This is a genomic window from Acidianus manzaensis (genome assembly GCF_002116695.1).
GTDB classification, from domain to species: Archaea; Thermoproteota; Thermoprotei_A; order Sulfolobales; family Sulfolobaceae; genus Acidianus; species Acidianus manzaensis.
The window spans coordinates 706454-728156 of record NZ_CP020477.1 but is presented as its reverse complement, the minus strand read 5'-3'; the positions used below and the strand labels follow the sequence as shown (position 1 = coordinate 728156).

The following is a 21703-nucleotide window of genomic DNA, read 5'->3' as shown; positions in this document are numbered from 1 at the left end:
TCACTCTGGTGGAATTTCTTGGAATAAAAGAGTTAAATCAATTCCCTTTTTCTTATTATTATATTTTGAGGCCAAAAATATGATGCCACCAACAGCATAAATAACTATTAGACTACCTATAGTAGCAAAATTTATTGGCAAAAGAACTGGATTACCCCAAGTATAAGCTAAAATAAATATAAGAAAAGCAAACACAGCAAAACCAATTAAACTTATCACTGGTATACCTAATAATTTCCTTTTCACTGGCACAGTATTTTCATAAAGCGATTTCCTTAGATAAGGCATTAAAGCAGTAGATATAGCAAAAACTGCATAACCAATTTCGAAAATAACCGTAACATCAACTAATGCAACAACAGTGTTCAAAGCATAAAGTAAAACTCCTATAATTCCTATAGCTCCTACAACAATCGTAGCCTTAACTGGAGCCCTAAGTCTATCATTAACATCTGCAAATTTCTCTGGGATTATCCTATCGAAAGACCACGAGAACAAATACCTTACTAAAGAAGTCACTAAAGGAGGATTACTATAGAAATTAGGTAACCATAAAGCAATAAACATTATTAGATAAATTAAGATATTATGATTGACTATCAAAGCAAAGTAAGGTGTAAAATCTCCTATAGATGACAGATTATTATATACTGTATCATTAATATTGTTATTACTTATGTAACTCCAAGAAGTCATAAACTTATATCCAAAAGCATTTAAACTCAAATAAGTGAAAATAGAATAATATACAAATATAATGAGAATAGCTACAATTATAGAATACAGCACATTCCTCCTAACTTGCTTCATTTCTCCTGCCCAGGATGCAGGCAAATTATACCAAGAATAATAATACCAGATTACTGGACCAGCTAAAATAGTAGCATAAAGTACTGGATAATAATGCAAACCATTACTTTGAGCATCTGCTATAACTTCATTATAAGCATTAGAAATCCCAGTAGACGAATCTAAAGCAGAAGCAAAACTACTAGGATGAATCTGAAGCAAAAACGCAAACATTATTATAGATGTTATTAACGTTATAACTCCTCCCCAAAATATAAACCTCCACTGTACTCTAGGAATTATAGAAAGAACAATGGAGAAAAACACTACTATTATACCTACGATAACACTACCCTCAGTAGAAGAAAACCAATTACCTAAAGATAGATAAAACGAATTCCCATATGCCAAACCTAAACCAGAAAATAAATAACCAAACCATTGAGCAGCTAAATAACTATAATATCCTAAAGACAATCCAAAAGCAACAAACAATCCAAAATAATTTAGAAAACCTACTACTGGATGAACAGCCCTACTGTTGAATACGTAATCACCACCAGATCTAGGCATAGATACACCAGATATATAAAAAAGAAAAGCCATACCTAAAGTAGGAGGCAACATTAACAAAAAAGAAGCAACCCAATTTGCTCCAGGTGAAGTAAAAAGCCAACTTAAAATTAAGATAGGAACACCTCCGGTTACGAGTCCAAAGTTAGCTGATAAAGAAGCCCAAGGACTTACTTCTCTCACTAAACCGGAGGATTCTCTTATGAATAAACCCTTCCTTTGAGCCATTTTCAACTTACAGTTAAGCACGGAAATTTAAAATTAACCTACTAAACGTTTTAAATTTTAAGGCAAAAATCAAATATGGAAAAATTGTAGCCTTAAAAAATTTTTAATAGCACGACATCACTTATATTCACTTAATAGTTCAAGATACACTACATAATATAGTGTAACATATGTTAATGCGTATTATGAAAATTATATTCCAATTTAGAAATAACTAAAATTTATTAATAGTAATATTCACAACAAGTACAAAGAAAAATTAAATATAGATAGTATATAGTACTCAATTTAAAGATGCATATATGAATAGATAATTTTTTATTAGATAATGAAATTATCTTTCATTAAGTTCTATAGAAAGAAATCAAAGCCCTCTAAATTAGAAAACACGTATAATAAGCCGAGAGAAATGGGCTTATTCCTGATTCTATAAAAAGCAAAATAGCTATCATAAAAACCTTTTTGTTGAATTAAAAATTTAAATCATTTTTTACTTCTACTGATTGGCTCCACTCCAATCTTTCTAGCTACATCTTCTAATACTCTTAATTGCTCCTTGTGAAAGCCTATAAACAAACCTTTACCCTTGCCTCCAACATAAAGATTAGAAGAAAAATCTAGAGGTAAACTAGGAATAATTACCTTAAGCTTATGTTCACCTATATCTATCTCAACAGAATTATTCTTCCAATTTACAAGAGGATAAACAGAATGCCTAGGTTTTATTAATCCCTTGATTTTTTCACCTTCAATATCTACATGAGTCACCCTAGCCCTATTATATCCTTTAACATGCAAAAACAATCTTGCATCAACTTTCTCGCCATCTAAGTAAACTTCACCTTCCAAAGGAATTTTCCCATCCATACCATAAGTTTCATAACTAAAGTTTAAAAAGCCGAAAGACAAAAGTTCGATATCGGAAAATTTATTGGTGATTTTTTTGATACAAACAATAGACCTAACAAAAGAGTTTGAAGTAAAAAGAAAAAAAATTAAAGCATTAGACAATGTCAACATCAGCATAGAAAAAGGACAATTAGGTGCACTAGTAGGACACAATGGAGCAGGAAAAACTACATTATTAAAAATACTTTCCACCCTAGTTATCCCAACTTATGGAGACGCAATAGTCAACGGTTATAGCGTTTTAAAAGACGAAAAGAAAGTAAGAGAAAATATAGGATTAGTAACAGTAAGTGAAAGAGCATTTTACTATAGACTAACAGCCATGGACAACCTCATATTTTTTTCCAGCTTACAAGGACTATCATTATCCGACGCAAAAAGAAGAGCAAAAGAATTATTAGAATTCGTAGGATTACAAGATTGGGCAAACATACCTTACATGAAATTTAGCACAGGAATGCAAAAAAGATTAGCATTAGCCAGAGCATTAATAACAGACCCACCAGTAATTTTAATGGACGAACCAACACTAGGATTAGACTTACTTTCAGCCAGAGAATTTAGAAGAGTAATAAAATCATTAAAAGACAAGACAATCCTAATGTCATCACATTACCTAAGAGAAGTAGAAGAATTAGCCAACGAAATATTTCTAATTAAAAGAGGAAAAATAGTAGAAAAAGGAACATTAGAAGAATTAAAAGAAAAAGTAGGAAACATTCTAGAAGTAGAAGTTAACTATCTAACAGATGACCTAAAAAAATACCTAATAGAAGTACACGATGATTATTATATTTTAAGAATACCAGAAAAAGAAATAGAAAAATTAAGATATTATAAAGAAATAGAAAAAACATCACCAAACCTAGACGACATTTACGTTTATTTCATAGGCGAAGAAAGAGAAACTCCAGGAAAAGGAAAGGTGAGACCATGGAGAGTAAGGGAATAACAGCCAGATTATATTCATTCCTCTATATTAGAGGATTCAAAGTTTGGACAAGCTACAGAACACAAGTAGCCCTGACAGTTCTATCTTGGACACTACCTGTCTTCACTTATTATTTTATAGGAACAGCCTTAGGAAATAGTTTAGTAGAAAAAATAGACGTTTCAGATTACACAAGCTTCTTCGTAGTAGGCTTAGCATTTCAAGGATACGTAACATCAGTTATAACAACAATAAGCCAAAGAATTAGAAACGAACAACTTTACGGAACAATAGAATACTACGTATTATCAAAATCTGGAGTAGTAGGATTCCTCCTATATTCAGCAATATGGGGATTTACAATAAATACAGTAAACGCAATAATAATACTTTTAGTAGGAGATGGACTAGGAGTAAAATACAACATTAACTGGATTCCAACAATCCTTATTATTATACTCCTCATAACTTCAACACTAGGCTTAGCCTTCCTCTCAGCTTCCTTTACAATGATAATAAAACAAGGAAACCCAATATCACTATTCTTTTCAACATTCACAACACTATTAGGAGGAGTAGTATTTCCAATAACAGTAATGCCTACACCAATAACTTACTTAAGCGACGCTCTACCATTAACATGGGCATTAGAAGGATTAAGAAACTCAATGCTACAAGGATATTCAATAATACAAGAAGCAAACATATTAATTATACTCCTAATATTTAACGCAATACTTTTACCTTTAGGAATATTTTCGTACAAATACGCATTCAAAAAAGCAAGAGAAAAAGGAACACTAGGAGAATACTAAACAAACAAATAAATAAAAATTCAGTATTATTAATATAACCTATAACACCGTATTCTTCTTAGAATCATGTGATAATTTATAAACCAATAATTAATCAATAACATATGATAATAACATTTACACCATTACCGACTTACGGAAAATCCCACATAATATCGCTATTATCACTAGGACTAAGTTGGAAAGGAAAAAGAACACTAGTAATAGACTTAGATGAGAAAAGCTACACATCGACCTTTTTTATAAAACCAAAATACGTAAAAAAAGGATTATTCAACATAAAAAACACAAACATAGATATTCTAGTATACCCATGTAAAATAGAACCAGACCTAGATAACTATGACGATATACAACCAGACTTCACTAATTACGTAGAAAACGCATTATCTTACGCAAAAATAAAAATAAAAGACTACGACTACATATTCATAGACTTCCACCCTAGAATATCAATGATAGCAATGAACGCCATAGAATCATCACAATACATAATATCAGTATTGCCACCAAGCAAAAACAGAGAACTTAGAAAATCAATAAACATCCTAATCCATTGGATGAACCAATTCTACGTAAACCTAAAGTATATAGGAAACATAGTAATTTATGAAGGAAAACCATACGAACAAGAATACGAAGCCTACAGAATAGTAGACGACGCACTAAAATCACTTAGCGATGACGAAAAAAAAGAAATTGAAAAAAGAATCTATCCATATGACGGGAACTTAAAACTAATAAACTTCAAAACAGCAATACCAGCAAGAAAAGAACTAATAAACCTTAATTTTAGTGACACAAAAAAAGAAATTCCAATATTTATTTCAGCAAGAAAAGAAAAAAATAAAAAGATAATTACTGATCTAACAGAAGAGTTTCTAGAAAGAATTACAAAAGCATGATACAAAATATATAAAATTATAACCAAATATAAATTCAACGCCTACATGAAAATTAATATTTTGATTATAATTACATGAAACAATTTACGGAAAATCCTGTGACTATTAAAACATAACAAGGAATTTCCCTTAAACTTAATTTTAAATACTACAATTATGAGAACCAAAATCTTATTCGAATAACTGACCAGTTCTCACAAAGCATTAATCCCTGTTAATAGGAAATACTCCAGCATAACTTCAAATTAGCTCTTTATAGTATTAAGAATATAACCTAGTGCAAACAAACCTGCACCTATAAAAATTATATCCAAATGCAACTCTCCTTTAGCAAAAGCATAATACCAAATATCAAACATAAAAGGCAAAGATAAAACTATGAAAACCCAAGATAATGTATTTATAAAACTACCACTCTTCTTCTGATTAACTTGCCTACCCCTTTTCCCCTTTCTTTTACGCCCTACCTTCTCGTCCTTTTTTTCCTCATCATCCTTAATACTATTTATAATTTTATTTTGTATATCTGCCCTACTATTTTCCATTTTATTACTAATTTTATCCCCTATTATAATACCTAAAACCCCAAAAACAAAATAAAACCATGCGAGATTCCCTAAATTTACTCTATCAAAAAAAGCCGACAACAAAAGAGAAAAAATACCTAACAAAACCAAAATTCTAGAATCATAATTAAACAACAGCAAAATAACCAAAGAAACAACAAAGGAAAACAACATAAAGTAAACATTATCAATCTTAAGCGAAACAAAAGGAATAAAACCTATTATCAACGAATATATATAATTCGATAGCTCACTCCTATTCATTTCCTTAACCTCAATATTAAACCTAACACGCTAAAAATAGTTATAAAATCAACTACAAGCAAACCCTCATTAATATAATAACCCTCATAAACAGCCTTTCCTACCCCATTATGCATAAGAATTTCTAAATATCCATGATAATCTTTAGCATTCCAAAAATGATTATAAGGAACTAGAACTACAGCCTCACTAGCATTACCACTAACTATCACCTCATTTGGCTTAATACTAACATTTAAAGGCTTACCAGACAGAGAAAATGCAATACTCTTAAACTCCTCATTTTCATAAACATAAAATCCTCCACCATGATAAACCTCTACAAGACCATTTAAAGTAAAAGGAGATAAAGAAACAACATATTTTACACCTTCCATAGAAAGATTATAAACAGAATAGTTACTTATAGGCAAAGGATTAGGGATTAAATCAGACAATTCATAACTTAACGTAGTATTTCCTGAGGTAAAATAATAACTAGGTATACCCACATAATAAAATCCTGGATGATCATAAAAGAACTTCTCTAATTCAAAAAAACCACTTCCAACTTGATGATCCTTAGCATTAAAAGTTAAAACAGCATAAGCACTAGCTTGCTCCTCTACTCCAACAGATATAAAAGAAATATCAGCAATACTCATCAGAATAATAGTTAAAACAACAAAAACAAAATACCACCTCTTTATAAAGACAAAAGACATAACCAGAAGCCCATTAATCAAAAGAACAAATTTAGGCTCAAAAGTTGTAAAAGCAAGAAAAACAGCATTAAGAAGAGGTATATCAGGCAAATGATAAAAAATCAAAGGCCAAACTAAAAGCATAATTAAAGCCATTGAAACAAAAGCTTTAGCCTCCTTCTTAACCTTAGAAAAAAGCAACAACAAAGCATACAAACCCAAATAAAAAGAAACATAATAAATCTCCTTAGTAAAAAACGGAATAGCTTCAACATGCGATAAAGCCAAAGAAGGGACAACAGTCTCATAAATCATGATGTCGAAATTCACATCAGACATAAAAGCCAATACATCAGCTAATAAAAGTAAGGCAAATAGTTTTATCCTATTTTCTGACAACAACAAAAGAACCAGAAGAAATGGCCAAACCAAAAGAAAAGCTTGATAAAAGAAAAAATTAGCCAAAATTATACTTCCAGCTAGTAACAACGCATTATAAAAAGACATACTCCTTATAAGCCTCAATCCCAGCAACATAACTAGAGGAAAAATAGAATACATCATAAGAATACTTGGAGCATCTCCAGTATCAAAAATCAACACAGTACCTGGATTTAACATATAAATAAAAGAAAAAAGCCAAGCCTTCCACTCCACAACTCCTTGATTCTTAGCAAACAAATAGAAAAGAAAAGTACCTAAAATAAACGGAAGCACAGTAAAAACTAACTCAGGAGAATTCCATGATATAGAATTCATAAAATTATAAAGAAAAGTAGAAGGAGAATTTAACGAAAATAAATAATCCCTAAAATAACGCATAGAAGGCTCAGTATCTAAAAGAGAGAAAGCATTAACATAAAATAAAGAACGAAAAACTACTAGATAAAAAGAAACATCAAAAACTAAAAATACTACAAATAACCGCTTCATATAAAAGCAAAAGGAAAAATGATATAAAAAACTATTCAAAAAAAGAGTTTAACTTTATGCTACTTTCCTAAATACCAATACTATAGCAACTATAGCTACGATTAAACCTACTATAGCTATACCTAAAGCTGCATACTCTAATGTCGACATTGAATTTACTTTTGAAGATAAACTACTAATTGATGAATGATCAGATGATACAGTAGTATTTAATGAAGATACTTCAGAATTTAAAGATGAGACTTCAGAACTTAATGTAGAAACTTTAGATTCTAACGAATTAACCTCAGTAGTAAGAGTCGAATTTACACTAGCTAATTCAGACTTTAATGTATTAACAGTACTATTTAATGAAGATAACTCACTTTCTAACGTCATAATGGTAGAATTTAATGAAGATATATCAGACTTTAATAATGTCACATTACTACTTAATTCAGATTGCAATAAACTTACTTCAGCACTTAATGTATTAACAGTACTATTTAATTGCTCAATTATTCCTATGTAATTTGCCTCAGCACTTACTAAAGCTACGAAAGAGTAAGTACTAGATTGATAGCTTCCTGTAACAGCTATACTTACAGTATATGGCACATAGTTAGTAGCGACTGGCAACATTATGCTTAAGTTATACATTCCATTTCCAATATATGTCGCAGTAGATGTGGATGTCTTTTCAACGCCATTAACAAAATAACTATACTTACCAGTTATAGTAGCTCCACTTATTGGAACACCAGATTCAGTAGCATTGATTATCATAGATAAAGTAGTGCCCTCAAATCCAGAAGCAACATAAACTTGCTCTCCATTAATTACTGTTGGAACAGTAGGCTCTTGTATTCCTTCATCTTCAAAATAATATGGAGTTATAACAAAAGTTACTGGACTAGTAGTTAATTTTACTGATACTGCAGAGATTTGATCTGGAGGAACTGTAACAGTAGTATAGACTTCCTTATAGCCAGGCTTTGTAGCTGTTACATTATACGTGTTTGTCATAGTATATACATATGGTACTGTTAAAGTAGCAACACCTTGAGCATCAGTAGTATTACTTACCAAGAACATACTTGAGGTTTCATTGTATACATCAACAGTAACACCTTGTAATGGTTGACCATTAGAATATACACTTACTACCATTTCTACTTCATTTGGAGACGTAAAGTAAACTGGCACTGTAGCATGATTTAATCCCACTGAAATCGTGAAATTATATTCTCCAGGTATAAAGTGAGTTAATGGAGTACCATTAGCTTCGAATAAAGTAGTAGGAAGAACATAATTAGTTAAGTTAAGGTATCCAGTTGATCCTATACTTCCTATTGGTATACCAGCTGAAGTCATTTCAATATCATATGGACCAGTAACAGCTAAATTAACTGTAGCGCCTACTAGACCTGGAGCATATACTGATATGTTTGTTATTAACTCTGTATCATTAATTAAAGCAAAATGTTCTTCGGGAAATGGTGAAATTACTTCAAATCCAGTAGATGCTTTACTATTTAGCATTGAAAACGTACCAGCAAATACCATCGAAAACATTAATACAATAACTATCAAACCAAATATTTTATTCATGAAATATCACCATCAGACACATATTCTATACGAAATAAAAAAAGTTAAAAACTTTATGCGAAATAGAATTCACCTTCAAACACTATTCCTTGCGTTCCTATTGTAGTATCTGGCTCATAGGATAATGGCACTACTATAGCTTCCATCTTAATGTAGTATGTATGACCAGTTAGTATGCTTGATAATGGTAATAAGTCGAATGCTACAACAAACCTTGGACTACTACTGCTTAAGTTGAAATACTGCTCATATGTATATACTGCATGACCGCTCTGGTTAGTATATATTGTTAGTACTATATATCCAGAATAATAGTATCCAGATATCATAGAGCCTACTGTAGTAGATAACTCACCGTCTATTGGATTATATGTTACTGGAGTTATATTTTCCATAACATTTGCAATTTCACCTAACTGATAGTAGTTAAATGCTGATACTCCAGCTGCAGTAACGTTTATATACATTCTTGGGTGGGTTGTATTCATTATATAGAATACTGGAAGTTTTGTTGGTACTCCATTTACAGCTATATATGTGAAGTTTAATGGATATCCTGTAGGTACTAGTTGATCCTTAGAGTTGACTAAGGTAATGTAGAATATGCCAGTAAAGATTCCGCTTCCTGGTGCAGTTTCAGTCAACGTTATATTTGGAACTGTGACGCTTACCATCTGTCCTGTTTCGTTAATGTATGTTATTGCTATACTAGTTGTATTTAGTGATAATATAGCAGATGGAGAAGTTGCACCTAATGATGCATCTGTTAATGTTACAGTTACTGGTAATGTATTGTTCACATTAACTAAGTAGAATATTTGGTCACCAGGAACAGCTATATCTTCAAATGGTGTAGCAGGAGCATAATAGAAGTTATGATCATTAGCAACTCCTACAGTTAGTGATACTGTAGATGAGTACAACTTTGTCATATTAGTTACAGTTTGTCCAGATACCATATCATAGTAACTTATTATTATGTATGAGTTATTCAATACACTTAGCGCTTGAGTTGGAGTTATATGTAGTATACTCTCTAATCCTGGAATACTTACTACGAACGAGTAGTTCCAGAATGGTGGCATTGGAGACATTTGTGGCATTGTAACACCAGTGAATAACGTAGTTATATTAGAGTTACCTAAGTATATTCTCTCCATAGTTCCGTTAGCAAACTTTACGTATACACTTTGTATAGTGCCTATAGTTGTCTCTAAGCTTCCTATTGGTGTGTTTGGATAGTATATACTTAGAGTTGCATTAGCATGAGTTGAAGTTATTCCCATTACTAATTCTGAATCTCCAGATATATGCATTAATTCAACTGTATCAGTAGCATTGTTAACATATGGAACTAAATAATCATACCCATAATCATAATCTATTAATTGGCCTTGGAAGTAAGACGTAGATAATGGTTCAGCAGTTGGCATATATAGCTCTGGCGTATACACCATTATGTTAGTAGTCTTAACAACATAGTTTCCATGAACTGGACTAAATAAGTACTGGACAGCATAATCGCTATCATTATATAATAATTGAATTTGTGCATTAGCTAACTGGGATGGATTTATAAATACATAAATTAAGTTTCCATTACTCATTATCATATCGTTGCTTGATAGTAAAAATTCTATAGATACATGATATGCATAACCATATGGAACATTACTATCAGCATATAGAGCTAAACTATCGTTCATTACTTCACTAGCTACGGTAACACCGCCTACCATTAATGATACAGTTAATCCATTACCAGAATAGTCCCAAGGACCATTAGTATATGGTTGATTAATAGTACTATATGGATTCCATTTACCAGCCGCTGGAATTACTGAAGTCCAATTAAGCATATCGTCTGGAGCGTATATTGTTACATTTTCTACCATGTATGGATCATTTGTTGTACTGAATGGAGGAGTTTGTATTGTCATTTGAGGTGGAATCACTACGGCTCTAAAGCTTCCATTGTTAGTTAATGGGGATATACCTTGCACATAAACTGTAGTTACATTGCTCCATAATCCTAGGCCTACCAGCAATATATAATTCTGGTAAGTTGTAGTAAATTGTACAGTAGCTGGAGATGTAGCAGACGAAGCTCCAGGTATTTGTGTTGTTATTGCTTGTAAACTAGAGATGAAAGAATTGTTTAAGTAGAAAGATGCATATGTTATATATTCTACTGGAGATGAAACGGTTTTGTTAGCCCTTAGCTCTACTTTGAAGATAAAGTGTACATGTCCCTTAATTCCTATTATGTTTGGAGTAGCATATACACTTAAATTTAGCGTAGTATTGAAAGGCAAATATTGTGCAACAAAATTGAAGTTACTAAATTCTGCGCTTGCATTTGCATACATTCCGTTAGGTACTGTTTCACTAACTGCAGTAAATGTGCCATATGAATAATGGAATGGAGTTGGTGGGGTTGTATTGAACATTTCGTAGTATACTCCCTTAGTCGTATTAGTCTTATAGGGTGATAAGGTAGAATTTATGATATTTTCAGTCGTTCTTGCAAAGAATTTAGCTGTTACATTTACCACTGATCCATTTTCGGGTAACATTATTTTATAATGTTTGTATAGATAATCAAATCCAGTAGTATTATAGTAATAAGTACCTGTTGAGTTAGCTATTGCTTCGTTATATACTAATAGTGGTAATGTTAAATTGAATGGTACTACATATGTTAGATTTACTGTGCTTATTGGCCCATTTGATTCTATTATGCCAGACATTCTTCCCCATAGATAGTTTCCGCCATTGAATGGATTGATTACGTTTGTTATTAATGTATTAGAAGATGCTTGAAATAGAGTTGGTAGGAATATAGCTAGGCTTACCGCATATAAAATTACAAGACCTGCGGCTATTTTTTTCTTTGAGGATAAATCCATACTAGATCTAAACCATATCTCTTTGGTCTTACTATTAAAGTATTCTGGCTACAACTGTATACATGAACTCTATAACTAATTGGTTATTTATGAGTATATAAAATTATATTATTTTAATACCACAGTTTTTAAAATGGCATTAAGTATTTTCGTTTATTTTATAATCTGATAATAATCTTTTTAATGATTAAATCTAAAGGCACATATAGTTTTATTTTGAAAATTTATATATCTTAGGGATTATTTTCCTCTACTCGAGTTAATTATTTTGGTCTTTAATAAAAAGTGATTGTTTTATATTCCTACTGTTTTGAATGAGATGCTTTTTATGTGATCGAAGATTACGGTGAATGCGAATGATATTGCTAGGATCATTATTACGTATTGTATTGGTATTGGATATACTAGTATTCCTAAAGCTGATATTGTTGAGATGAATATGATGTCTGCTATGCTACTTGTTAGGAGGAATTTGCTTGGTTTTGATGACCACATGCTTTTTCTTTCTCTTACCATGTATACTGTAAATTGTCCGCTAAATACTAGCATGTCAAAGATGAATGTTTGTATTTGATTTAAGCTTAATTTTAGGAATATTCCTAGCCAAAGTGAGAAGAATGATTCTACTAGTATGAGTATTGCGAGTATTAAGGATGCTTTTACTATTTTTCCTGCATCTAGTCTTTCTGGTTTCATTGAGTATCTTACGTTGTCTGTAGCTATTGACATTGTTACGAAGTCGTTTGCAAATAGTAGGAGGATTACGTCAAATGCTGTAGTAACGAAGAATTTTACTATGAAGAATGAGAGTGTGAGGAATATGACTACTTGTAGTGTTTTTATTATTTTATTTATTGTATATGTAAGCATTCTTTGGTATATTTTTCTTCCTGTTTTTATTGCTTCTACTATGTCTGTAAGTCCTTCATGTGTTAGTACCATGCTTGCTGAGGCTTTTGCTACGTCTGTTGCGTTGGCTACGGCTATTCCTACTTCTGCTTGTTTTAATGCTGGAGCATCGTTTACTCCGTCTCCTGTCATTCCTACGTAATGTTTTCCTTTTTGTAGTGTTTTAACTATGAAGTATTTATCTTCTGGGAATACGTTTGCGAATACGTTACATTCTTCTACTTTTTTTATTTGTTGGTTTTCGTCTAGAATTTTTTTGATGTCGTTTATGTTGCAGATTATGTCTCCTATGTCTACTTGTTTTGCTATTTCTTTTGCTATTAGTTCGTTATCTCCTGTTACCATTTTTGGGCTTACGTTTAGTTTTTTAATTTCTTCTATGAAGTCTTTGCTGTCTTTTCTTGGTCTATCGTAAAGTGGTAGTATTCCTACTAGTTTTGGTTTTTGGTTTTCTTCTGCTATTGCTACTGATATTGTTCTATATCCTCTTTCTGATAGGTTTTCAAGGATTTTGTTGTAGTCCTTCATGTTTGATGTGTCTGAGAGTTGTGCTATTACTGGTGGTGCTCCTTTCATTACTTTTAGGATTTTTTGGTTTAGTTTTACTGTTGCTTCTGTTCTTTTTATTGATGGGTCGAATGGTGTGAAGTTTATTTTTTCGAAGTTTGTTGGGGTTATTCTATTTTCTCTAAAACAAGAAATAACTGCTGTGTCTATTGGGTCTTGGCTTGCTTCGTCTGAGGCTATATAGGCGTATCTTACTACGTCTTCTTTTGTAAATCCTTCTGCTGGTATTGGATCTCCTACTCTTAGTCTATTTTCTGTTATTGTTCCTGTTTTATCTAGGTTTAAAATGTCCATTGATGCTGCGTCTTCTGATGCTGTTAGTCTTGTTACTAATACTCCGTGGTTTGCTAGTTCTTGGCTTCCTAATGCCATTGCTATTGTGAATGTAGCTGGTAATGCTACTGGTACTGATGCTATAAGGACTATTAGGGAAAATGGTAGTATTGTTGATATTTTTATTCCTACTAATAGGGAAAAAATGAATAAGGCTATTACTAGTGCTATATCTAGAATGACTAGGTATTTTACTATGTTGAAGATTAGTTTTTCTAGGTGTGATTCTGCTTTTGCTGTTTGTACTAGTTCTGTTGTTTTTCCGAAGTATGTTTTTTCTCCTGTAGCAATTACTATTCCTGTTGCTTCTCCTCTTTTTATTATTGATCCGGAATAAATTACGTTTTGTTTCTTTTTTTCTACTGGCATCGATTCTCCTGTTAGGGCTGATTGGTCTACTAGGACTTCTCCTTCTATTATTTTTATGTCTGCGGGTACTATGTCTCCTAATCTAATGTGTACTATGTCTCCAGGTACTAGGAGTCTGGCTTCTATTATTTTCCATTTTTTGTCTCTTAATACTCTTGTTTTTACGTTTAGTTTTTGTTTTAATAATTCTACTGCGTTTTCTGCTCTTTTTTCTTGTATGAAGCTTATTACGGAATTAAATATAAGGAGGAATAAGATGATGTACATGTCTAGGTATTTTCCTAGGATGTATGTTATGATGGTGGTTATTTCTAGCATCCAAGGTACTGGTGCCCAGAATTTTTTTAGGAATTTTATTACTGGGCTTTGTTTCTTTTCTTTTACTTCGTTGTATCCGTATTTTTTTATTCTTTGTTGTGCTTCTTCTTCTGTAAGTCCTTCTAAGGTTGTGTTAAAGGCTGTTAATGTATCTTGTATTGATTTATTTTCAAATGTGTTACTCATACTACGGAATATTGTCTGAGGGTATTTTTTCTTTGCCCTCTATTTGGAGATGTATTTTTCGTAATAGTTTACTGCTTTTCTTAAATTTTCTATTTCGTTTTCTTTTTTAGAGAGTTCGACGTAGCTTCTGGCTAGGAATAAGTAGTCTTCGTATTTTTCTGCTATTTTTATTGATTGTTTTAAGAAGTCTATTATTCCAGTGTTTTTATAAAGTTGGTAAAGGAGTATTTGTGTTTCTTTGGTTTCTTTGTTTCCTGATTCTTCTAATTTTTGTACTGCTTCGTAAAGTAATGAGGGATTTTTTAGTGATAGTTTGTATAATGCTTTTGCTTCTCCTGTTGTATCTTTAAGTTTTCTGAAGATTTGTAGTGCTTGTTGTAGTTCTTCTTCATCATCTGATGAGAGTAATGCTTCTGCTAGTAGTTTTTCGTTTTTTAGGTCTTTTGCTAGTTTTACTGCTTTTTTGTATAGTTCTTTGTATTTTAATCTAGAAAGGAGTATGTATGTGATTATTAAGTCTTCGTTTGGGATTTCGAAGTTTTCTAGGATTTCTTTTGCTTCTTCTAAATAGTGAAGATCTCCGAATGATATGCAGATTTGTGCTAGGAATCTTCTTGAATGTTGGTAAATTGATGATTTTGGTGAGATTTGTTTTAGTGTTTGGTATGATGCTGTTAGGTTTCCTTTTGATTTTAATGCTAATGCTTTGTTGAATAATAGGATTGATTTGTCTTCTTCGTCTTTTGTTTTTTTGATTGCTTCGTCAAGTAATTCTATTGCTTGATCGTATTTTTCTAGGTTTATGTAAGCTAGGGATAGGAGGTTTAATGAGTTTATGTCTTTTTTTGATGATAATAATTTAATTATTTCTTCTAGGTTTTTCTTGTTTTTTGTTTTTTTGTAATCTTCATATAGTTTGTAAGCTTTTTCTTCTTCATCTATTGTCATTTGAAATACCTCTTTGGAATTAGATTATGTGTTTGAAGAAAGTTAATGATTTATTTTTAAAATTGGGGTTATAATTTAAAAATGTGATTTTGAGTCATCAGTCTATAAGTAAGCTTCTTGGTAGTGTTATACTAAATTATTCTGTTGATAGTGTTAGGGAGAATGGTTATGATTTAAGAATTTGTGGTGATAAATATTATGAAGTTGAAGGTAATTCTTCTCTTCCTGAAAAGAAGAGTGATATTGTAGAAAGGAGGTTTGATGATTATGCTGAGTTAAATGGGAGGACTTATCTTTTTGAATCTTGTGAGGAATTGAAAATGCCTAATGATTTGGCTGGCTTGATTACTTTGAGGAGTACTTTAGCCAGGAATGGGTTTTTTGCTCCTCCTACTGTGATTGATGCTGGATATAATGGAAGGATTACTTTGGCTATTTCTTCTCTTTATCATAATAAGATTAAGAAGGGAAGTAGGGTTGCTCATTTGATTTTTATTAAGCTTGATGAGCCTACTGAGAAGGTTTATGAGGGAATATATGCTGGTGGAAAAATTATTTAATGATGTTTTCTTTTTTGTAGCCTTTACTTCTAGAATTGGATCTGTCAGCAATTTATGATTTACTTTTTATATTCTGTTTTTATTATATGGCTATGTCTTTGATTGAGGATGCTTTTAAGGAGTTTGTATCTAATATTACTATTATTTTGCCTGTTATTATTATCACTATTATAGGGTATCTTATTGAGATATTTTTGTTGCATTTTGTTCCTTCATTTAGTCTTATTTCTAATTTCATAATTGGTTTGACTATTATGTATTCTGCTTCTGCTTCTTTAGGTGATTATTTATTTAGGAAGCTTGATGCTTTTTTAGATTATTTGGGTTATTCTACTGTTTCTGGTTTGATTTTGGGTTTGTTTTTGCTTGTTTTTTCTATTTTGAGGATTGGTATTCTGGAGTTATTGCTTGATGCTTTGGCTTTAACTTTTGCTGTGTTACTTTTGCCTTCAATTTATAAGGGGAAAATGGATGTTGGAAATACTATTGATTGGATAAGTAGGAGTATTGGTCAGGATTTTATTTCTTTTCTGGTGTTGTATATTCTTTGTTTGTTTTCTTTTTATCCGGTTATTGATATATTAACTATTCCTGTTTCTGCTATATTGGCGTATTTAATGAGGTTTAGAATATGATGTTTTTAAAATTCTAAAACTGTGCATTTGACTATTGGATTTGTCATCTTCTCTATCAAATAGATCTGTTAATGATTCTTTTGGGCTAGTCTCAAATAGCAAGTTTCACCCCTGATACTAGGTATCACCCCTGCTACTTAACCTATTACTTATATTTTATCTTTAGAAATAGAAGTAACCTTAAACTCAGATACTAGCTTTGCAATAGAAAACGTTTTTATTTTTTTGTTGGAAATATGTTTGTTATGCGGGGGTGCCCGAGCTAGGCCAAAGGGGGCGGACTGAGGCTCCGCTGGTGTAGGCCTGCGTGGGTTCAAGTCCCACCCCTCGCATACATTTAAAATATATTATATTATAGTAATATTTTGTAACAATTTTTTAAATTAAAGATTTAGTTTGACTATATTTATCTTCTAACTACTTTTTATGTACTAAAGTTACCTATTATTACTTTACTAACGATTATTTTTCATGTACTAGTCTTAACTCACTCTGTTAGCTGAATGCTTACGATAGTTTTTGACTTAACTTTTTAAGGTGAAAGTCAATTTATTATTTGATCAGGGATGAGTCTTTGACAGGTATTTAATAAATAAGCAAGAGTTAAAGGTATTATTAAAAGAATTGAAAAAGTGGTCTGCGCCAGCTACTGTTTTGCTTTCATTATATATTCCGCCTGGCAGACCTATTGCAGATGTTCTTAATAATCTGCGACAAGAAGCTTCTATTTCTCAGAATATTAAGTTGAAGCGAACAAGGGATGCAGTAGAAACTGCTATTAGTGCTGCTATCGATAGGCTTACTCCGATAAATAAAGTACCAGATAATGGATTAGCATTATTTTGTGGAGAAAATTTTGATACGGAAGATTTTAAGTGTTATATGTTTTCTCCACCAGAGAAGATTACAGTTTATTTCTATAGGACTGATAAAACTTTTCATACTGAATTTTTAGAGGATATGGTGGAAGAGAATGAGATTTATGGGCTTATTATAGTTGAGAGGGATGAAGCTACTATAGGTTTGCTTAGAGGTACAAAAATTCAAGAATTGGAGGAAATTGAAGGTTTTGTACCAGGTAAACATATGATGGGTGGACAGTCTCAAAGAAGAATTGATAGAATAATTGAGGAAATGTATGGGAACTTTTTGAAAGAGGTTGGGGAGAAGGTTAATGCTTACTTTTTACCTTATGTGGAAGAAAAGAAAATGAAAGGAATACTGCTTGGTGGGCCAGGTTATGCAAAGAATGATTTCTATGAAGGAGATTATGTTGATTATAGGATAAAAAATCTAATACTTCAACCTTTAGTTGATTTAGGAGATCAAGGAGAGGCTGGTTTAAGAGAAATGGTAATGAAAAGTAAAGATGTTCTAAAGAATCAAAAATATATTGAGGTGGAGGATTTGCTTGATGAAATTAAATATCATTTAGCTAAGGATGATGGACTTGTAGTTTATGGTAAGGAAGAGATTGAAAAAGCTATAAGTCTTGGCGCTTTAGATTCTTTAGTAGTTAGTGAGGACAGTGAGGCTGAAAAATTATCTACTGAAGCAGAAAAAATGGGTACTAAGGTTTATGTTATAAGTGACGAAATACCTGAAGCTGAATGGGTTAGAAAGACTTTTGGTGGAGCTATAGGTAAGTTAAGATTTAGAATATAAAAAGAGGGTTTAAGTTAAAATATTTCTTCTTTTCATTTCGTCTAATATTTTTGATAATGGTATAGGTGGAGTTATTCCATAATTTTCCTTAAATTTTGTTTCTAAATCTGATAATTCTACTGATTTTGTTTCATCTATTATTTTTTTAGTTAGATTTATTTCATCTTCCCAATAATTCCATGGATACATGAACCATGTCCAATCTTTTACTGTTTGAGCGTAATAGTCTGGCACGAATTTTGAACCTAGTATGTACTGTAATGTAGATGATTTAACTTCTGATGGATTGAAATTTTCTTTTACGTATTTAGAAGTTATTATTAGACTGTCCCCGGTGTCTGTTATATCGTCTATAAGTAGGACTTTCTTTCCTTCTAGATTTACTTTGTACGGATATTTTATTTTAGCTTCTGGAGTATGGGAGGCAGTCATTACCCAATGTTCTACTTTTAAAGATAGAACGTCCATTATTCCTAACGCGTCTGCTACTAATCTGGCTGGTACTAATCCTCCTCTAGCTATTGCTATTATTACGTCTGGGACGTATTCTTCTTTTAAAATTTCTGATAATCTTGTAGATAAGTCTACTATTTCTTCCCATTTAACTGCTTTGACGGGGATTTTTGGCAAATTTTATTCCCATACGTTATTTATGTAATACTTAATCAAATTTTTGGTTTTTAATTTATAAGATAGTTTGTGATAGATTCTTTATGCTTGAATACGAAAAAGTTTCGATTGGAATAATAGGTGGTTCTGGTTTATACGATCCAAAAATTTTTACTGATTCAAAGGAGATAAAAGTTTATACTCCTTATGGAGATACAAGTGATTTAATAACTATAGGTACTGTAGAAGGGAAAAAGGTTGCTTTTCTTCCAAGACATGGTAGAAGACATAGAATTCCTCCACATAAAATAAATTATAGGGCTAATCTTTGGGCTTTTCATGAGCTTGGAGTAAAATGGGTTATTTCTGTGTCAGCTGTTGGTAGTTTAAGGATGGATTATAAGCCTGGAGATTTTGTTGTTCCTGATCAGTTTATTGATATGACTAAGGGTAGGCAGTATACGTTTTTCGATGGACCTGTAGTAGCTCATGTTTCTATGGCTGATCCTTTCTGTAATGCTTTGAGAAAGGTAATTATTGATTCTGCAAATGATTTGAAAATAACTACGCATTCTGGTACGTATATTTGTATTGAAGGGCCTAGATTTTCTACTAGGGCTGAAAGTAGAGTTTGGAAGGATGTATTTAAGGCTGATATAATTGGCATGACTTTAGTTCCTGAAGTAAATTTGGCTTGTGAGTTGCAGATGTGTTATGCTACTATAGGTACTATTACTGATTATGATGTTTTTGCTGATATTCCTGTTACTGCTGAGGAAGTAACTAGGGTTTTAAATGAAAATGCTGAAAAGTCTAGGAAACTTTTATATGAAGTTATTAAAAGATTACCAGATAAACCAGACGATAGAGAGTGTTCATGTTGCAATTCTCTAAAAACAGCATTAATATAAAAGAGGATATTTCGTTACCTAATTTTAGTCTGATAGCTTATGGTAAAGGAATGGAATTACCTGCGTATACTTTAGAAAGAAGTATAATTAATCTAAAAGGTGAAATAGTTAAAACTGTTAGTCTTCATGAATTGATTTTTTTGGAGGATGCTTATTCTTCTATTGATAATGTATTAATTTTTTTGAATGATATTAATGAGGCAAAGGAGTTTTTAGATACTTCTTGGGCTTTAGCGAATAAAGGTGAAATTATTACATGTTCGGATATAAAGCCTAAGGGTAGTATTTCAATTTTTAAGTTTTCTAATGATTTGTGTGAAATTAATTTATCATTATCATTGCTTAATTATATAGCTAAGACTACTAATTCTCCTAGGAGTAAAAGAATTCTTATGGAAATGGATTTCTCAGATTTGGATGAATTCTTAAAAGAGAAATCTAAAGATATTGACTTGTCTTTTAATCAGTTTGTTCTTTCTCCTGTTCTTTCTCCTGCAAAGTATTCTATAGAGAAAAATTTAGGTAAAGATGTTAAAGAATATTATGATATAAATTTTTATGATTCTATAATAATGTATACTGGAGTAGATTCTATGATTATGAGGAGGATTTCTTTTGAACTTAGAAAAGAAGGTAAAAAAGTTAAAGAGTTTATGCTGGACGTTGAACCTCTTTTTGCACCTATTTATTTATCTTTAATATCATATTATATAAAGGAAGGATGAGAACTTTGGATCTAATAGAGTTTTGGGAAAAAAGCAAGGAAACTATTGATGAGTTAGTGACTAAGTTCGTAAATGAAGTAAAGGACTGGGAAATATTAGAAATGAGTAAATATATTATGAAGGATGGAAAAAGATTTAGAGGTACTTTAGTCTTTCTGTTTAATAATGGTTTGGGTGGAGAAGAGAGAGATGCATATTATGGAGCTCTAGCTACTGAAATTTTGCATTCTGCTTCTTTAGCTTTAGATGATATAGTTGATTATGATGAAACTCGAAGGGGTATGAAGTCTGCGTGGGCCGTATATACAAATAGGCGAGTTATATTTGCCTCCAATTTTCTAATTCCTACTGCTTTAAATATTATTTCTTCTTATGGTAAGAGGGCTTTAGATATTAGTGTAGATTTATGGAAGGATACTGCTGTGGGAGCTTTAAAGGATATGTATGGGAATAAAGAAGAATATTTTAATACTATTGAATTAAAAACTGCAAGTTTATTTAAATTACCTATGATGCTTGCAGCATTTTCTTCTAGGCAAGAAGCTCAATTAGATAATTTAATGTTAGCTGGAAAGTATTTAGGTGTTTTATACCAATTAGTAGATGATTATATTGATTGTGTAAAGTTGGATAAGGAAGAACTAGTGGGAAGTGCGAGACAATTATTTGAACTTACTGATGGTAAAGTAGATAGTTTTGTGAAAATAAATTACGACAGATTGAAGGAATCTTATATTAAAATAGTTTACTCTATTCCTCTTCAAGATGAATATAAGGATTTAGCTATAGCTTTGCCAGATTTTTTAGCTTTAGGTTTAATGGCAGAATCAAGAATAAAAAATAAATTGTTTTAAACTACGTGAATCTTGGTGA

At 31.6% G+C, this 21703-nt stretch carries 18 protein-coding genes and 1 tRNA gene; 10 read left to right on the top strand and 9 right to left on the bottom strand.

All coding sequences use genetic code 11. The features are described from left to right. Both B6F84_RS03465 and B6F84_RS03460 read right to left on the bottom strand, forming a co-directional pair. Entirely contained in the window at window positions 1–1590 is a 1590-nt protein-coding gene (locus B6F84_RS03465) for an APC family permease (protein ID WP_148690943.1), read from the bottom strand. 483 nt (window positions 1591–2073) lie between these two features. Beyond that, window positions 2074–2457 carry a transferase gene (locus tag B6F84_RS03460; RefSeq protein WP_148690942.1) on the bottom strand — a complete coding sequence of 128 codons (384 nt, stop codon included), beginning with the start codon at window positions 2455–2457 and terminating at the stop codon, window positions 2074–2076. Between the two features lie 76 nt (window positions 2458–2533). On the opposite strand from B6F84_RS03460, the gene B6F84_RS03455 reads away from it, so the two are divergent. The 3 genes from B6F84_RS03455 (at window position 2534) to B6F84_RS03445 (ending at window position 5150) form a co-directional block, all read left to right on the top strand. After that, on the top strand, window positions 2534–3451 hold the full coding sequence (locus tag B6F84_RS03455) for an ABC transporter ATP-binding protein (RefSeq protein ID WP_148690941.1): 918 nt from the start codon (window positions 2534–2536) through the stop codon (window positions 3449–3451). Next, window positions 3433–4245 carry an ABC transporter permease gene (locus B6F84_RS03450; protein WP_148690940.1) on the top strand — a complete coding sequence of 271 codons (813 nt, stop codon included), beginning with the start codon at window positions 3433–3435 and terminating at the stop codon, window positions 4243–4245. Before B6F84_RS03455 ends, B6F84_RS03450 begins: the two co-directional genes overlap by 19 nt. A 104-nt stretch (window positions 4246–4349) precedes the next feature. Beyond that, window positions 4350–5150: a ParA family protein gene (locus tag B6F84_RS03445; protein ID WP_148690939.1), complete on the top strand. Its 801-nt coding sequence runs from the start codon at window positions 4350–4352 to the stop codon at window positions 5148–5150. Between the two features lie 245 nt (window positions 5151–5395). On the opposite strand, the gene B6F84_RS03440 is transcribed toward B6F84_RS03445, so the two are convergent. The 6 genes from B6F84_RS03440 to B6F84_RS03415 form a co-directional block, all read right to left on the bottom strand. After that, window positions 5396–5980: a hypothetical protein gene (locus B6F84_RS03440; protein WP_148690938.1), complete on the bottom strand. Its 585-nt coding sequence runs from the start codon at window positions 5978–5980 to the stop codon at window positions 5396–5398. Further along, entirely contained in the window at window positions 5977–7596 is a 1620-nt protein-coding gene (locus B6F84_RS03435; RefSeq protein WP_148690937.1) for a hypothetical protein, read from the bottom strand. The genes B6F84_RS03440 and B6F84_RS03435 overlap by 4 nt, the downstream gene beginning before the upstream one ends. 54 nt (window positions 7597–7650) lie before the next feature. Next, the gene (locus tag B6F84_RS03430) at window positions 7651–9186 is read right to left on the bottom strand and encodes a carboxypeptidase-like regulatory domain-containing protein (RefSeq protein WP_148690936.1); all 1536 of its coding nucleotides are present in this window, start codon (window positions 9184–9186) and stop codon (window positions 7651–7653) included. 53 nt (window positions 9187–9239) lie between these two features. Then, complete coding sequence (locus B6F84_RS03425) at window positions 9240–12095, bottom strand: hypothetical protein (protein WP_148690935.1); 2856 nt, start codon at window positions 12093–12095, stop codon at window positions 9240–9242. Between the two features lie 294 nt (window positions 12096–12389). Then, window positions 12390–14777: a plasma-membrane proton-efflux P-type ATPase gene (locus B6F84_RS03420; RefSeq protein WP_148690934.1), complete on the bottom strand. Its 2388-nt coding sequence runs from the start codon at window positions 14775–14777 to the stop codon at window positions 12390–12392. 39 nt (window positions 14778–14816) lie between these two features. Next, complete coding sequence (locus B6F84_RS03415; protein ID WP_236749036.1) at window positions 14817–15725, bottom strand: tetratricopeptide repeat protein; 909 nt, start codon at window positions 15723–15725, stop codon at window positions 14817–14819. Window positions 15726–15808: 83 nt separating this feature from the next. On the opposite strand from B6F84_RS03415, the gene B6F84_RS03410 reads away from it, so the two are divergent. The 4 genes from B6F84_RS03410 (at window position 15809) to prf1 (ending at window position 18585) form a co-directional block, all read left to right on the top strand. Beyond that, window positions 15809–16285, top strand: a complete 477-nt coding sequence (locus tag B6F84_RS03410; protein WP_148690933.1) for a dCTP deaminase — start codon at window positions 15809–15811, stop codon at window positions 16283–16285. A gap of 92 nt (window positions 16286–16377) precedes the next feature. After that, complete coding sequence (locus B6F84_RS03405) at window positions 16378–16920, top strand: hypothetical protein (protein WP_148690932.1); 543 nt, start codon at window positions 16378–16380, stop codon at window positions 16918–16920. Window positions 16921–17167: 247 nt separating this feature from the next. Next, window positions 17168–17252: transfer RNA gene (locus tag B6F84_RS03400), tRNA-Leu, on the top strand. Window positions 17253–17508: 256 nt separating this feature from the next. Beyond that, a complete protein-coding gene (gene prf1 / locus B6F84_RS03395) occupies window positions 17509–18585 on the top strand; it encodes a peptide chain release factor aRF-1 (RefSeq protein WP_148690931.1) in 1077 nt (358 codons plus the stop codon). Between the two features lie 9 nt (window positions 18586–18594). On the opposite strand, the gene B6F84_RS03390 is transcribed toward prf1, so the two are convergent. Beyond that, window positions 18595–19215: a phosphoribosyltransferase gene (locus tag B6F84_RS03390; RefSeq protein WP_148690930.1), complete on the bottom strand. Its 621-nt coding sequence runs from the start codon at window positions 19213–19215 to the stop codon at window positions 18595–18597. An 83-nt stretch (window positions 19216–19298) separates the two neighbouring features. Here B6F84_RS03390 and B6F84_RS03385 point away from each other — a divergent pair, with 83 nt between their 5' ends. The 3 genes from B6F84_RS03385 to gdS-2 are packed head-to-tail and all read left to right on the top strand — an operon-like array spanning window position 19299 to window position 21684. After that, window positions 19299–20105, top strand: coding sequence for an S-methyl-5'-thioadenosine phosphorylase (locus B6F84_RS03385; protein ID WP_148690929.1), 807 nt, complete (start codon window positions 19299–19301; stop codon window positions 20103–20105). Then, the gene (locus tag B6F84_RS03380) at window positions 20075–20830 is read left to right on the top strand and encodes a hypothetical protein (RefSeq protein ID WP_148690928.1); all 756 of its coding nucleotides are present in this window, start codon (window positions 20075–20077) and stop codon (window positions 20828–20830) included. Before B6F84_RS03385 ends, B6F84_RS03380 begins: the two co-directional genes overlap by 31 nt. Before the next feature lie 5 nt (window positions 20831–20835). Then, complete coding sequence (gene gdS-2, locus B6F84_RS03375) at window positions 20836–21684, top strand: hexaprenyl pyrophosphate synthase (RefSeq protein ID WP_148690927.1); 849 nt, start codon at window positions 20836–20838, stop codon at window positions 21682–21684. Window positions 21685–21703 lie beyond the last annotated feature (19 nt).

Coding starts and splice junctions, on each gene's coding strand:
- B6F84_RS03385 (WP_148690929.1), top strand. CDS start 19,299: ATGCTTGAATACGAAAAAGTTTCGATTGGAATAATAGGTGGTTCTGGT.
- B6F84_RS03425 (WP_148690935.1), bottom strand. CDS start 12,095: ATGGATTTATCCTCAAAGAAAAAAATAGCCGCAGGTCTTGTAATTTTA.
- B6F84_RS03435 (WP_148690937.1), bottom strand. CDS start 7,596: ATGAAGCGGTTATTTGTAGTATTTTTAGTTTTTGATGTTTCTTTTTAT.
- B6F84_RS03450 (WP_148690940.1), top strand. CDS start 3,433: ATGGAGAGTAAGGGAATAACAGCCAGATTATATTCATTCCTCTATATT.
- B6F84_RS03420 (WP_148690934.1), bottom strand. CDS start 14,777: ATGAGTAACACATTTGAAAATAAATCAATACAAGATACATTAACAGCC.
- B6F84_RS03465 (WP_148690943.1), bottom strand. CDS start 1,590: ATGGCTCAAAGGAAGGGTTTATTCATAAGAGAATCCTCCGGTTTAGTG.
- B6F84_RS03445 (WP_148690939.1), top strand. CDS start 4,350: ATGATAATAACATTTACACCATTACCGACTTACGGAAAATCCCACATA.
- B6F84_RS03440 (WP_148690938.1), bottom strand. CDS start 5,980: ATGAATAGGAGTGAGCTATCGAATTATATATATTCGTTGATAATAGGT.
- B6F84_RS03405 (WP_148690932.1), top strand. CDS start 16,378: ATGTCTTTGATTGAGGATGCTTTTAAGGAGTTTGTATCTAATATTACT.
- B6F84_RS03415 (WP_236749036.1), bottom strand. CDS start 15,725: ATGACAATAGATGAAGAAGAAAAAGCTTACAAACTATATGAAGATTAC.
- B6F84_RS03430 (WP_148690936.1), bottom strand. CDS start 9,186: ATGAATAAAATATTTGGTTTGATAGTTATTGTATTAATGTTTTCGATG.
- B6F84_RS03460 (WP_148690942.1), bottom strand. CDS start 2,457: ATGGATGGGAAAATTCCTTTGGAAGGTGAAGTTTACTTAGATGGCGAG.